Genomic DNA, 13,796 nt, shown 5'->3' on the forward strand with positions numbered 1-13,796 from the left:
GGCTTTGTTGAATAAATCAGATTTCGGGTAAGTCTCCCCCGTAGCGGGTTGTGTTTTCAGGCAATACGCACGCTTTCAGGCATACCTGCTTTCGTCATTTTGTTCAGCGCTCGTACCAGGGCCATAGCCTCCGCAACCTGACCATCGTAGTCACGCAGCGTCAGTGAACCCCCGAACAGCTGTTTTACCCGGTACATCGCCGTTTCCGCTATCGAGCGACGGTTGTAATCTGTTGTCCATTTCCACCGCGCATTACTCCCGGTCATTCGCTGATTAGCCACTGCACGGTTACGGTCTGCATATTCACCGGGCCAGTAACCCGCACCTTTTCGGGGAGGGATAAGCGCGCTGATTTTCTTACGCCGCAGTTCATCGTGACATAGCCGGGTATCGTAAGCGCCATCGGCGGCGGCTGACCTGATTTTCCGGTGGGTTTGCCGGATTAACCCGGGGAAGGCCTCTGAGTCCGTAACGTTGTTCAGCGACAGGTCAGCGCAGATGATTTCATGTGTTTTACTGTCAACGGCGAGATGCAGCTTACGCCAGATACGGCGGCGTTCCTGGCCATGCTTTTTGACTTTCCACTCGCCTTCACCGAAGACCTTCAGCCCGGTGGAATCAATTACCAGGTGTGCGATTTCACCCCGGGTGGGCGTTTTGAAACTGACATTAACCGACTTTGCCCGCCTGCTGACACAGCTGTAATCCGGGCAGCGTAGCGGAACGTTCATCAGAGAAAAAATGGAATCAATAAAGCCCTGCGCAGCCCGCAGGGTCAGCCTGAATACGCGTTTAATGACCAGCACAGTAGTGATGGCAAGGTCAGAATAGCGCTGAGGTCTGCCTCGTGAAGAAGGTGTTGCTGACTCATACCAGGCCTGAATAGCTTCATCATCCAGCCAGAAAGTTATGGAGCCACGGTTGATGAGGGCTTTATTGTAGGTGGGCCAGTTGGTGATTTTGAACTTTTGCTTTGCCACGGAACGGTCTGCGTTGTCGGGAAGATACGTGATCTGATCCTTCAACTCAGCAAAAGTTCGATTTATTCAACAAAGCCGGAGAAAACGACAGACGCTGTTGTCGTTGGGCTTGATGCAGACTGGAGTGACGTGGGTTCCTGGTCGGCACTATGGGAAGTGAGCCCTAAAGATAAAAAAGGTAATGTCCTGACGGGCGATACCTTCATGCACAACGCAAATAACTGCTATATCAACACTGATGAAAAATTGGTCGCAGCTATCGGTGTCGATAATCTGGTGATCATTAATACCAAAGATGCTGTACTGGTCGTTGATAAAGATCAGGTGCAGGATGTTAAGAAAGTTGTTGAGTATCTTAAAGCTAATCATCGCAGTGAATATAAGCGTCACCGGGAAATATACCGTCCGTGGGGGCGATGCGATGTGGTGGTACAGACCGAGCGTTTTAATGTAAATCGGATCACGGTTAAACCGGGTGCAGCGTTTTCGATGCAGATGCATCATCACCGGACAGAACACTGGGTTGTGCTTTCTGGCACGGGTGAAGTGACGATTAAAGATCAAAAATTCCTGCTGACTGAAAACCAATCAACCTTTATTCCCATCGGAGCACAACATCGACTGGAAAACCCAGGCAAGATTCCATTGGAACTGCTTGAGATCCAATCTGGCTCGTATTTAGGGGATGATGACATTATTCGTATTAAAGACCAGTATGGTCGTTGCTAATTTTTAAGGTAAAAAGATCTATGTCTAAGCTGACTTGTTTTAAAGCCTATGATATTCGCGGAAAATTAGGCGAAGAATTAAATGAAGATATTGCGTATCGAATTGGTCGCGCATACGGTGAATTCCTCAAGCCTAAAACAATCGTGGTGGGCGGTGACGTTCGCTTAACCAGCGAGAGCCTGAAGTTGGCATTAGCGAATGGTCTAATGGATGCGGGTACCGATATCCTCGATATTGGTTTAAGCGGGACTGAAGAGATCTATTTTGCAACTTTCCATCTTGGTGTAGATGGCGGCATCGAAGTTACCGCCAGCCATAATCCGATGGATTATAACGGAATGAAACTGGTTCGCGAAAATGCGAAACCTATCAGTGGTGACACAGGACTACGCGATGTGCAGCGTTTAGCCGAAGAAAATAATTTCGCGCCTGTTGATGCCCAACTGCGCGGCAGCTACAAGAAGATTTCTATCATTGACGCTTATGTCGATCACTTAATGGGCTACATTGATTTCGCGAACTTCACTCGTCCAATGAAGCTTGTGGTTAACTCTGGCAATGGTGCTGCAGGCCATGTCATTGACGCGATTGAAAAACGTTTCGTTGCTGCTAATGTCCCCGTTTCATTTATTAAAGTTCATCACCAGTCGGATGGCACTTTCCCTAACGGGATCCCTAATCCTCTGTTACCAGAATGCCGCAAAGACACTGCCGATGCTGTTAAAGAACATGGCGCAGATTTAGGGATCGCATTTGACGGCGATTTTGACCGTTGCTTCCTGTTTGATGGAGAAGGGCAGTTTATCGAAGGTTACTACATTGTAGGACTGTTGGCTGAAGCGTTCTTACAAAAAGAACCTGGAGCTAAGATTATTCATGACCCGCGTCTGACCTGGAATACCATCGATATTGTGACCAAAGCTGGTGGCATTCCTGTGATGTCTAAAACGGGCCATGCCTTCATCAAAGAGCGTATGCGTAAGGAGGATGCGATCTACGGTGGTGAGATGAGCGCACATCACTACTTCCGCGATTTTGCATATTGCGATAGTGGGATGATTCCGTGGCTACTTGTTTCTGAGATGCTGTGTGTTAAGAACCAGTCGCTGACGAATTTAGTTTCTGCTCGTATGACCGCATTCCCTGCGTCTGGTGAAATCAACCGTAAGCTTGAAAATGCAGAAAGCGTCATCCAACTCATTCGCAATAAATATGAGCATGATGCCCTGGAGGTCGATATCACAGATGGTGTAAGTATTGAATATGGAGACTGGCGTTTTAATTTGCGAACTTCAAATACTGAGCCTGTAGTCAGATTAAATGTTGAATCTAGGAATAATATCGAACTGATGGGAAGTAAAACAGAAGAACTATTAAATCTGTTAGGCAGGAAATAAAGTGAGAGATTTGTTAGCCGCTATTTATCGCTATCGAGGGTTTATCTGGAGCAGTATAAAACGTGATTTCCAGTCTCGGTATCAAACAAGTATGTTGGGTGCATTGTGGCTGGTACTCCAGCCGCTTTCAATGATTCTGGTTTATACTTTAGTCTTTTCTGAAGTGATGAAGGCCAGAATGGTCGATAATACGGGGCCATTTGCTTACAGCATTTATCTGTGTTCTGGTGTTTTGACCTGGGGGCTTTTCACGGAAATGATGGATAAAGGGCAGAGTGTATTTATTAATAATGCCAATCTGCTCAAAAAAATAAATTTCCCTAAGATATGTCTGCCCATAATTGTTACATTCTCAGCAATACTTAATTTTTCAATAATTTTTAGTCTATTTATATTATTCCTCATTTTTACTGGGAACTTCCCCGGTTGGCTATTCCTTGCAGTCATTCCAATCCTATTATTGCAAATTATGTTTGCAGCTGGTTTGGGGATGATTCTCGGCGTTATGAACGTTTTCTTCCGTGATGTTGGACAATTAGTAAGCGTTGTGCTTCAGTTCTGGTTCTGGTTCACGCCGATTGTATATTTGTTAAGTTCGTTACCGGGATGGGCGCAAAAGGTACTGTTATATAACCCATTAACTCGAGTGGTTCAGGCATATCAAAGTATTTTCGTTTACCATCAACAACCTAATTGGTATTCGCTATTACCTGTTTTAATCCTCGCGGTTATTTTTTGTATAGTGGGTTTTCGAATGTTTCGCAAACATGCAGCTGATATGGTGGATGAATTATAATGAGTCATATCAGAGTTAATCATGTCGGTAAAGCATACAGACAATATAAATCTAAAACCGGTCGCTTGATTGAATGGATATCTCCATTTGATATAACACGTCATAGTCTGAAGTGGATCCTTAACGATATTAGTTTCGAAGTTGCACCTGGCGAGGCGTTAGGCGTAATTGGGATCAATGGTGCAGGTAAAAGTACTCTATTAAAACTTATTACCGGTACGACAAAACCAACGACAGGTAACATCGAAATCTCTGGCCGGGTTGCAGCTTTACTCGAACTCGGTATGGGCTTTCATCCCGATTTTACCGGCAGACAGAATGCCTATATGGCAGGCCAGCTATTGGGAATTACTGCCGAAAAAATAACTGAATTAATGCCTGAAATTGAAGCATTCGCAGAAATTGGAGATTATATTGATCAACCTGTCCGTGTCTACTCTAGTGGCATGCAGGTCAGACTTGCATTTAGCGTTGCGACGGCGATCCGGCCTGATGTTCTGATTATTGATGAGGCTCTATCCGTCGGGGATGCTTATTTCCAACATAAAAGCTTTGAACGTATCAGACAATACCGGGCAATGGGTACGACTTTATTGTTAGTTTCCCACGATAAACAGGCTATCCAGAGTATCTGTGACCGAGCAATATTGTTAAATAAAGGTCGCATCGAGATGGAAGGCGAACCTGAAGCCGTGATGGATTTTTACAACGCATTGTTGGCAGATAAACAAAATCAATCCATCAGGCAGCTTGAAAATAATGGAAAAACACAAACAGTTTCTGGGACTGGTGAGGTTACGATCTCATCTGTAAATTTCTATGATGAAAATCAGAATATTACAGAATGTATTGCCGTTGGTAAAAGGGTGAGATTGGAAGTCAATATCAGTGTTGAAGAAGACATTCCCGAGCTCGTTGTAGGATATGTAATAAAAGATCGGCTTGGCCAACCTGTTTATGGAACTAATACCCATCACTTAAAACAAACGCTGACTTTGTTAAAAAAAGGTGATAAGCGTTCATTCATTTTTTCATTTGATGCTAACTTAGGTATTGGATCTTATTCAATCGCAATAGCTTTACATTCATCCAACACACATCTAACTAAAAACTATGAATGGCGCGATCTGGCAGTTGTTTTCAATGTTATTAATATTGAAAAAAATGAATTTGTCGGTGTTGCTTGGTTGCCGCCTGAATTGGAGATACATTAATGGGTGCAGGATTTTATCGTTCGTTTGAAGAACGATATAGAGGTTCAGTTGAAGAGATAAAAAAACTACTTAGCTTCTATATTCCATTTGTTTTAACGTTAAAAGAAATTTATCCTGATTGTACGATTATCGATATTGGATGCGGCCGGGGTGAGTGGCTAGAGATCCTAAATGAAAATGGTATAAAAAACATCGGTGTCGATCTTGATGATGGGATGTTGGCAAGAGCTAAAGATATTGGCCTCAATGTATTAAAAATGGATTGTTTGCAGTTTCTTGAACAACAACAGGATGATTCGTTGGCTGCAATTACAGGCTTTCATATTGCTGAGCATTTGCCTTTTGATGTTTTACAACAACTAATTAAACAGGCTCGGCGGGTATTAAAGCCAGGTGGGTTGCTTATTCTCGAAACACCAAATCCTGAAAATTTGAATGTAGGTGCCTGTAGTTTTTATATGGACCCTACACATAATCACCCACTTCCTCCTTTATTGTTAAATTTCTTGCCTGAGTATTATAACTTTAAGAGAAGTATATCGGTACGCTTGCAAGAGAAGGAAGCATTGAGACTAGGTGTCGCGGCGGTAAAATTGTCTGATGTGCTAAAAGAAGTTAGTCCAGACTATAGTATCATCGCGCAAAAAGATGCAGAATCCGAGTTATTAGGAAAGTTTACTCCTTTATTCACCCAAGAGTATGGCGTAACATTAAATACTCTCTGTGATCGCTATGATCTAAATATTGAAAAGCAGAGTGAACGAACTGAGCAGGCATTCGTGGAGATATCTAAACTATCAAGTTCAATCCATGATATTAATGAATGCTTAAATGTCTTTGCTCGGGAGTTAGAGAAAAATCGTGAACTGCAGCAGCAAATATTAGATTTAAAGAACAGCCGTTCATGGCGAATGACTAAACCTTATCGTTATCTTGGCCTGCAGTTTCATTTGTTGCGACAACATGGAATGAAACAGCGTATCAAGCATTTAATTAAACGGTGCTTAATATCGGTAGCCAAGATGCTGCAAAGAAATCCTGGGTTGAAAAACATTACACGGAAAATTCTCTATAAAATGGGGCTGTATCAGATAGCTTTTAAGATATACGGTCGAATATTTCCTGCGCCAATGTATAGTGAAAATACAGCTGTTTTTCAGGATATGAGAATTGATGCTCAATTAAACAATTCAAGTTTAATACCAGAAAGCGTTGAAAAAATTTATCGAATGATTAGTAAAAATAACTGAGGGTACCGTCTTGCATATTCTAATTGATGTTCAGGGACTACAGTCAGAAAGCAAAACTCGCGGTATTGGACGGTATACTTTAGAGTTAACCAGGTCAATAATACTAAATCGGGGCAATCATCGTGTTAGCCTTTTGATAAACGGACTATACCCGGTTGATAATATAAATAATGTAAAGTCAAAATTTGCAGACATACTATCGATCAATGATATCTATATTTTTTCTGGGGTGTCTCCGATTGAATGGCGGGATCAAAATAATCACTCACGCAATAGAATAACTCAAGAGTGTCGGAACATTGCAATCGAGAATATTTCTCCTGATATCGTGCTTATCAGTAGTTTTTTTGAAGGTTTTTTTGATGATTTTGCAGTGTCAATACCGAAAGATTGCAGATGGAAAACGTTTGTTATATGTTATGATTTGATTCCTTTTCTCAATAAAAAAGCATATCTGCAAGACTCTTTTCTTGAACAATTCTACATGGACAAACTTTCTGAGTTGTCTAATGCAACTTGTTTGCTTGCTATTTCCGAGTCGTCACGCAAAGAAGCGATTATTCATGCTAACTTTTCTGACGAAAATATTTTTAATATTTCCTCTGGAGTTAGTGATAAATTTAGAAGGATTGAAATTTCTGATGAACATATTTCTTCACTGACATCGAAACTTCATTTGCCAGAAAAATTCATACTATCTTTGGCTATGATAGAACCCAGAAAGAATATTGAAGCTGTTATCATCGCATATAGCAAACTTCCTCGTCATTTGCAAGATACATATCACCTTGTTCTGGCATATAAAATTAGCGCAGATGATAAAGAGAGAATTAAAAAATTAGCCAGATTTAATGGTATTAAAGAATCCTCACTTATATTTACAGGCTACCTGGATGATGATGACCTGATCGCTCTGTATAATTTGTGTACACTTTTCGTTTTTCCATCATTACATGAAGGATTTGGTCTCCCTCCTTTAGAGGCAATGAAATGTGGTGCTGCGACGCTGGGTTCTAATACTACCAGCTTACCAGAGGTCATTGGTTGGGATAGTGCAATGTTTGACCCTACTAACCCAGATGCGATCTCCGATACTCTCACCAAAGCATTAACCGATCCTCAGTTTTATGCTGAACTTAAAGCGAATGCGATAAGGCAGAGTGGAAAATTTTCTTGGGATTTATCGGCTCAGCGGGCTATTCACATAATGGGAGAATATGTGGATAAAACCGAGCAGCAAAATAAAAATACATTCGATATAACTAATTATCTTACAAAGATAAAAGAGATTCCAGGAGTTAGCGAACATGATCGTCTTAAAACTGCATGGGCAATAGCTAGAAGTTGCTATTCCCAGCATACGAAGAAAGTACTTGTCGATGTATCAGTGTTGATTCACCATGATGCTAAAACGGGTATTCAACGAGTTTCTCGTAGTATATTGAACCAACTTGTTGCTATGCGCGTTGATGGCTATGAAATTTATCCTGTGTATTACACAATAGATGAATGCTATCGTTTTGCGAATAGCTTTTATGCAGCCAACTTTAATGCGGGTGTTAAGGGGGACGATAGCCCGGTCTTATTCAATCGAAACGATATATTGCTGGTTGCGGACCTAACTGCTCATTTATTTCCTGCCATTTTGACTGAAATTGAAGATATAAGAAGAGCTGGTGCGCATGTTAGCTTTATTGTTTATGATATGTTACCGATTTTGCACCCTGAATGGTGCGATATAGGAATACAAAATGCCTTCCCTGTTTGGATGAAAAGTATTGCTTCTCATGCCGATCAACTAATATGCATTTCTGCTAGTGTCGCTGCTGAAGTTAAAGATTGGATATCGAAACAGGAATATTATACCAATCCACATATTCAGGTTGACAGTTTTCATTTAGGGGCTGATCTTGAAGGTAGTATGCCCAGTAAAGGTATACCTGATTCTGCAAATAGTTTTCTGCAGAAAATGGATGCGGTGCCAACCTTTTTGATGGTAGGCACACTTGAACCTAGAAAAGGGCATGAGCAAACGCTTGAAGCTTTCAAAAAGCTTTGGGCTGAGGGCCATAATTTCCAACTGTGTATTATTGGCAAGCAAGGTTGGAATGTAGAATCTCTTGTCACTGAAATCAAAAAAAGCCCTGAGTTGAATAAACGTCTATTCTGGTTGCAGGGTATAAGCGATGAGTATTTGGGTTTAATCTATGCCAGATCCTGCGCGCTTATTTTTGCATCAAATGGTGAAGGTTTTGGGCTCCCGCTAATTGAAGCTGCTCAGAAGAATATACCTCTTATTATTAGAAATATTCCTGTTTTTCGTGAGATTGTCGAAACGCATGCATATTATTTCGATGGTCAGGAACCTGCAGTAATTAGTGAAGCGATTATCGAATGGTATTCACTTTTCTTGCGTGATACACATCCGAAATCCAATGGTGTAAAGTGGCTGACCTGGAATCAGAGTGTTGGACAACTTTTGAGTAAGCTGCCGTTAATAAAATAACTGCGAGCTGAGGTTCTTATATGGTGCTATATGTCGTGAAATGAACTCATATTACTGTTCTGGATAAGCAGAATAAAGATTGGTATAATCTTCTTTTGTTAAATTTAATTTGTATAAGTTAAAGGTCAATATGATGAAGTCTGCAATTATTACTGGTATTACTGGGCAAGATGGTGCGTACCTGGCTGAGTTGCTGCTGGGCAAAGGCTATAAAGTCTATGGTACTTATCGTCGTACTAGCTCTGTTAATTTTTGGCGTATCGAAGAATTAGGTATTAAGAAAAACCCTAACCTGCACTTGATTGAATACGATTTAACCGACCTTTCTGCCAGCATTCGCTTGCTCCAGACTACGGGGGCATCCGAGGTTTATAACCTTGCGGCGCAAAGCTTTGTTGGCGTTTCATTCGACCAGCCGGTCACTACTGCAGAAATCACCGGTATTGGCCCTGTTAACCTACTTGAAGCCATCCGCATTGTTAATCCTCAGATCCGTTTTTATCAGGCATCAACGTCTGAAATGTTTGGTCTGGTCCAGGCCGTTCCGCAGAAAGAAGATACTCCATTCTATCCGCGCAGCCCATATGGCGTAGCTAAACTGTATGCTCACTGGATGACCGTGAACTACCGTGAGAGCTATAATATTTTTGCATCAAGCGGAATCCTGTTTAACCACGAATCACCATTACGTGGTCAGGAATTTGTAACGCGTAAAATCACTGATTCTGTTGCAAAAATTAAGCTTGGTAAACTTGACGTTCTTGAACTCGGCAATATGGACGCTAAGCGTGACTGGGGTTATGCCAAAGAGTATGTAGAAGGAATGTGGCGTATTCTGCAGGCAGAAAGACCCGATACCTTTGTGCTCGCAACTAACCGTACGGAAACTGTGCGCGACTTTGTCAGCATGGCTTTCAAAGCTGCTGGATTTACCCTACGTTTTGAAGGTAAAGACGAACAGGAAGTTGGTATTGATACAGCAACTGGAAAAACATTGGTTCGAGTAAATCCTAAATTCTTCCGTCCTGCTGAAGTGGATTTGCTTATTGGTAACCCCGCTCGTGCAAAAGAAATTCTGGGTTGGGAGCCAAAAACCTCGTTAGAGCAGTTATGCCAAATGATGGTTGAAGCCGATTTACGTCGTAACCAGCAAGGGTTTTCTTTCTGATGTTCGGTGCCGGCAAACATGCCCTGATAACAGGGATTAATGGTTTTACCGGCCGCTATGTGGCAGCGGAATTATCCGCTGCCGGATATCGGGTATTCGGTATTGGTGCAATGCCTTCTGATGGACCTGATTATTATCAGGTTGATCTAATGGACACTGCGAAGCTGCGGGATATTGTTGAACTGATACAGCCAAACGTTGTTATTCATTTGGCCGCGATCGCGTATGTTGGGCATGGTGATGCCGATGCTTTCTACAATGTTAATTTACTTGGTACGCGTAATTTATTACAGGCTTTGAGTGCCTTTAACAGACCCCTGGATGGTGTGCTTCTCGCCAGTAGTGCAAACATTTATGGAAATGGTACTGCTGGGCAACTGAATGAATCTGCGGCCCCAAATCCTGCGAACGATTATGCCGTCAGTAAGTTGGCCATGGAGTATATGTCTCGTCTGTGGATGGACAAGCTACCTGTATTCATAACTCGTCCATTTAACTACACTGGCGTTGGTCAGGCAGAAAATTTCCTTTTGCCAAAAATAGTTAAACATTTCAAATCACGTTCGCCGACGATAGAGTTAGGAAATATTGATGTTTGGCGTGATTTTACGGATGTTCGTGCGCTTAGCAATGCGTATGTAAAATTATTGCAGGCTAAACCAGTCGGTGAGGTTATCAACATCTGCTCTGGTCGTACGTACTCATTGAGAAAAGTTATTGAGTTATGTGAGAAAATAACGGGCCATCATCTTACCATCCAGGTAAATCCTGATTTTGTTCGGGCGAATGAAGTTAAAACGCTCAGTGGGGATCCGTCAAAACTGCAATCATTTATTCCAGATTGGGATGTTCCACCACTCGAAGATACTCTACGCTGGATGTTGGTAAGCGAGCAATGAAAGTTATATTTGGAACTGATGCAATAAAATACCCATTAACAGGTATTGGTCGTTATGCATTTGAGCTGGCTAAATATTTATCTGATGCTCCAGAAATATCCGAATTGCTTTTTTTAAATGGACATCGACTCACGCATCAAATGCCCGTGGCTAAAGAAAATAGCTCTTCAACAGAAGGGCTTAAAAGTTTAATAAAAAAGAGTCGGCTGGCTTCGGAAGTATATAGGCTCACAGCTCCATGGTTGAAGACAAACGTTTTAAAAAATCATAAAGATGCTATTTATCATGGACCCAATTTTTATCTACCTCCAAGTGTGGATCGTTGTGTTGTCACTTTCCATGATCTCTCCGTTTTTACGTTACCGCAGTGCCATCCTCCTGAAAGAGTTCGGTATATGCGGAAAGAACTGTTGCACACTGTAAAGCGTGCATCAGTGTTTATCACAGACTCTGATTTCACCAGATTGGAATTAATTAATTATTTTAATCTTCCTGAAGACAGCGTTTTTACTGCAAAATTAGCATGCAGTAGTGAGTTTAGACCTCGTAATGAGGAAGATATAACATCTGTTCTCGGAAAGTATGATCTTGCATTTAAAAAATATTCACTATTTACTGGCTCAATTGAACCCAGAAAGAATATTACGACATTGTTGGATGCTTATGCGCGTCTGCCAGTGTCTCTGAGAATACGAACACCTCTCGTTATTAGCGGATTCAAAGGGTGGAACAGTGATACTCTGCATCGTCGATTTGAGCAAGGTGAACGAGAAGGCTGGTTGCGTTATTTAGGATTTACACCTTCAAGCGATTTACCTGCGCTTTATGCCGGCGCGGTTAGCTTCTTATTTCCATCAATTTATGAAGGATTTGGGCTACCTGTATTAGAGGCGATGGCTTCTGGTACTCCGGTTGTTTGTTCAAATAACTCTTCACTACCTGAAGTTGCGGGTTGCAGCGCATTAATGTGTGATGCAATGGATGTTGAGACACTAACGTCTTTAATTATGAAGAGTCTTACGGATACGGAATGGCAGCAGAGTGCCACTAAAAGTGGGCTATCACAAGTTAGCCAATTTTCATGGAAACGATGTGCAACTGAAACGATTGCTGCATATAAAAAGGTGAAGTAAGATTAATGTTGAAAGTATTGCACTTTTATAAAACATACTATCCAGATACTTTTGGTGGCATAGAGCAAGTTATCTACCAGCTAAGTGAGTCTGGGGCTGAATATGATGTTGAATCAACAGTACTTTCTTTAAGCAAACGTGGGGATATTGATAATCAGACAATTGGTGAGCAACGTGTTTTTTATGCAAAAACTAATTTTGAGGTAGCCTCAACACCATTCTCACTATCTTGCATTAAGAAATTTAAAGAATTAGCAAAGCAAGCAGATATTATTCATTATCATTATCCATTTCCTTTTATGGATATGCTTCATTTTTTGTGCCGAATAAACAAACCAACAGTTGTGAGCTATCATTCTGATATTGTTAAACAGAAGTTCATTTCTCGGCTTTATTCACCTTTAATGAATCGCTTTCTGAACTCTGTTGATTCTATAGTTGCAGCATCTCCCAATTATGCAAAAACCAGTAACGTATTGCAAAAATTTGAATCTAAAGTAAAGATAATCCCTTATGGATTAAATAAGAAATCTTATCCAAACGTCAGTGATGAAAAAATCAATTATTGGCGTAAAAGAGTCGGGGATAAATTTTTCTTATTCATTGGCGCATTTCGCTATTATAAAGGGTTACATACCTTATTAGATGCTGTGCATTCTACAACCTTACCAGTTGTTATTGTCGGTGGTGGTGGTATTGAACATGAGTTAAAGTTAAAAGCTAAAGAACTTAATTTATCAAATGTTCACTTCGTTGGCGCATTAAACGACGAAGACAAAACTGCATTGCTACAACTTTGCTATTCGGTTGTTTTTCCATCTCATTTACGTTCAGAGGCGTTTGGTATCACTTTGCTTGAAGGGGCTATGTTTGGAAAGCCTTTAATTTCTTGTGAAATTGGCACTGGCACAACTTACATCAATATACATGGTGAGACTGGATTAGTTATTCCACCCGATGATTCACGTTCTCTCAGAGAAGCCATGGAGACGTTATATGATGATCAACAACTGGCAAATAGATGTGGGCTAAAAGCGTATTCTCGCTTCAACGAGATATTCACATCTGAAAAGATGTCGCATGATTACGCGGAACTATATAGGTCGCTTATTGTTTCGATTTAGTATAAATGAAACATTGAGTGGTTATGTTTTAACAGGGTTTAAAATGACAATAAAATTTAGTTACATAGTGTTTTTTATTTTATCTCTCACACTTCTTGCAGCAAGCGTAATAAGTAAACCACAAAGAAACGGTGATGGTTATGAGTATTCACTTATTACGAAGTCGTTTGTTAACCATTTTTCTCCTGATATCACTGTAAGTGATATAGTAGATAGAATGGATGATGTTAGTATAAATAAGTCATCAGGCTATAGTTTACAATATTTAGAAAACATAAGAAATGGTATTTTGGCTAATGAAGGAAATGCAGCTAATACTGGTATTTTTAAAAGTATTAATGGCTCTTATTATGGGTATCATTTTTGGTTTTATCCGCTTTTAAGCGCGGCTGCTGAGAAAGTATTATCTATTTTTAATATAAATCCTCTTAAATCTTTTCAATTAGTTAATGCGCTTTTTTTAGTGTTTGCATTATATCTACTGGCAATAAGAGATAAGAAGGATGGTATTACGCAATTCTGGTAATGACTCCAACTTATTGATAGTGTTTTATGTTCAGATAATGCCCGATGACTTTGTCATGCAGCTCCACCGATTTT

Annotated in this window: 12 protein-coding genes and 1 pseudogene; 11 read left to right on the forward strand and 2 right to left on the reverse strand. The window is 40.8% G+C overall.

Translation table 11 applies throughout. The features are described from left to right. Positions 1 to 56 precede the first annotated feature (56 nt). Complete coding sequence (locus OGY19_RS16730; RefSeq protein ID WP_000654812.1) at positions 57 to 1,025, reverse strand: IS5-like element IS903B family transposase; 969 nt, start codon at positions 1,023 to 1,025, stop codon at positions 57 to 59. Positions 1,026 to 1,055: 30 nt separating this feature from the next. On the opposite strand from OGY19_RS16730, the pseudogene OGY19_RS16735 reads away from it, so the two are divergent. The 11 genes and pseudogenes from OGY19_RS16735 to OGY19_RS16785 all read left to right on the forward strand — a co-directional run. Then, positions 1,056 to 1,709, forward strand: a pseudogene (locus tag OGY19_RS16735) (cupin domain-containing protein); the annotation flags it as partial. Positions 1,710 to 1,729: 20 nt separating this feature from the next. Beyond that, complete coding sequence (cpsG, locus tag OGY19_RS16740) at positions 1,730 to 3,106, forward strand: phosphomannomutase CpsG (protein WP_286596845.1); 1,377 nt, start codon at positions 1,730 to 1,732, stop codon at positions 3,104 to 3,106. 1 nt (position 3,107) lies between these two features. Then, complete coding sequence (locus tag OGY19_RS16745; protein WP_119676894.1) at positions 3,108 to 3,902, forward strand: ABC transporter permease; 795 nt, start codon at positions 3,108 to 3,110, stop codon at positions 3,900 to 3,902. After that, positions 3,902 to 5,116, forward strand: coding sequence for an ABC transporter ATP-binding protein (locus OGY19_RS16750; protein ID WP_119676893.1), 1,215 nt, complete (start codon positions 3,902 to 3,904; stop codon positions 5,114 to 5,116). Before OGY19_RS16745 ends, OGY19_RS16750 begins: the two co-directional genes overlap by 1 nt. Next, complete coding sequence (locus OGY19_RS16755) at positions 5,116 to 6,366, forward strand: class I SAM-dependent methyltransferase (protein WP_286596849.1); 1,251 nt, start codon at positions 5,116 to 5,118, stop codon at positions 6,364 to 6,366. The genes OGY19_RS16750 and OGY19_RS16755 overlap by 1 nt, the downstream gene beginning before the upstream one ends. Positions 6,367 to 6,376: 10 nt before the next feature. Next, on the forward strand, positions 6,377 to 8,872 hold the full coding sequence (locus OGY19_RS16760; protein ID WP_286596851.1) for a glycosyltransferase family 4 protein: 2,496 nt from the start codon (positions 6,377 to 6,379) through the stop codon (positions 8,870 to 8,872). 133 nt (positions 8,873 to 9,005) lie between these two features. Next, entirely contained in the window at positions 9,006 to 10,040 is a 1,035-nt protein-coding gene (gmd, locus tag OGY19_RS16765) for a GDP-mannose 4,6-dehydratase (protein WP_286596861.1), read from the forward strand. Continuing rightward, a complete protein-coding gene (locus OGY19_RS16770; protein ID WP_286596854.1) occupies positions 10,040 to 10,939 on the forward strand; it encodes a GDP-mannose 4,6-dehydratase in 900 nt (299 codons plus the stop codon). Before gmd ends, OGY19_RS16770 begins: the two co-directional genes overlap by 1 nt. Then, a complete protein-coding gene (locus OGY19_RS16775) occupies positions 10,936 to 12,072 on the forward strand; it encodes a glycosyltransferase family 4 protein (RefSeq protein ID WP_286596856.1) in 1,137 nt (378 codons plus the stop codon). The genes OGY19_RS16770 and OGY19_RS16775 overlap by 4 nt, the downstream gene beginning before the upstream one ends. 5 nt (positions 12,073 to 12,077) lie before the next feature. Next, positions 12,078 to 13,196 carry a glycosyltransferase family 4 protein gene (locus OGY19_RS16780; RefSeq protein WP_286596858.1) on the forward strand — a complete coding sequence of 373 codons (1,119 nt, stop codon included), beginning with the start codon at positions 12,078 to 12,080 and terminating at the stop codon, positions 13,194 to 13,196. Between the two features lie 43 nt (positions 13,197 to 13,239). After that, the gene (locus tag OGY19_RS16785; RefSeq protein ID WP_286596859.1) at positions 13,240 to 13,722 is read left to right on the forward strand and encodes a hypothetical protein; all 483 of its coding nucleotides are present in this window, start codon (positions 13,240 to 13,242) and stop codon (positions 13,720 to 13,722) included. Positions 13,723 to 13,732: 10 nt separating this feature from the next. Here OGY19_RS16785 and OGY19_RS16790 read toward each other — a convergent pair. Next, positions 13,733 to 13,796 (reverse strand): IS1 family transposase (locus tag OGY19_RS16790; RefSeq protein WP_071603212.1); only part of this gene is annotated, 64 nt, incomplete at its 5' end.

Origin of the sequence: Citrobacter sp. Cy070 (assembly GCF_030332245.1) — a bacterium.
Classification (GTDB): Bacteria; Pseudomonadota; Gammaproteobacteria; order Enterobacterales; family Enterobacteriaceae; genus Citrobacter; species Citrobacter youngae.

Bases quoted from the DNA above. Each gene is read 5' to 3' on its own strand.
- OGY19_RS16770 (WP_286596854.1), top strand. From the start codon at position 10,040: ATGTTCGGTGCCGGCAAACATGCCCTGATAACAGGGATTAATGGTTTT.
- OGY19_RS16750 (WP_119676893.1), top strand. From the start codon at position 3,902: ATGAGTCATATCAGAGTTAATCATGTCGGTAAAGCATACAGACAATAT.
- OGY19_RS16755 (WP_286596849.1), top strand. From the start codon at position 5,116: ATGGGTGCAGGATTTTATCGTTCGTTTGAAGAACGATATAGAGGTTCA.
- OGY19_RS16785 (WP_286596859.1), top strand. From the start codon at position 13,240: ATGACAATAAAATTTAGTTACATAGTGTTTTTTATTTTATCTCTCACA.
- OGY19_RS16775 (WP_286596856.1), top strand. From the start codon at position 10,936: ATGAAAGTTATATTTGGAACTGATGCAATAAAATACCCATTAACAGGT.
- gmd (WP_286596861.1), top strand. From the start codon at position 9,006: ATGAAGTCTGCAATTATTACTGGTATTACTGGGCAAGATGGTGCGTAC.
- cpsG (WP_286596845.1), top strand. From the start codon at position 1,730: ATGTCTAAGCTGACTTGTTTTAAAGCCTATGATATTCGCGGAAAATTA.
- OGY19_RS16780 (WP_286596858.1), top strand. From the start codon at position 12,078: ATGTTGAAAGTATTGCACTTTTATAAAACATACTATCCAGATACTTTT.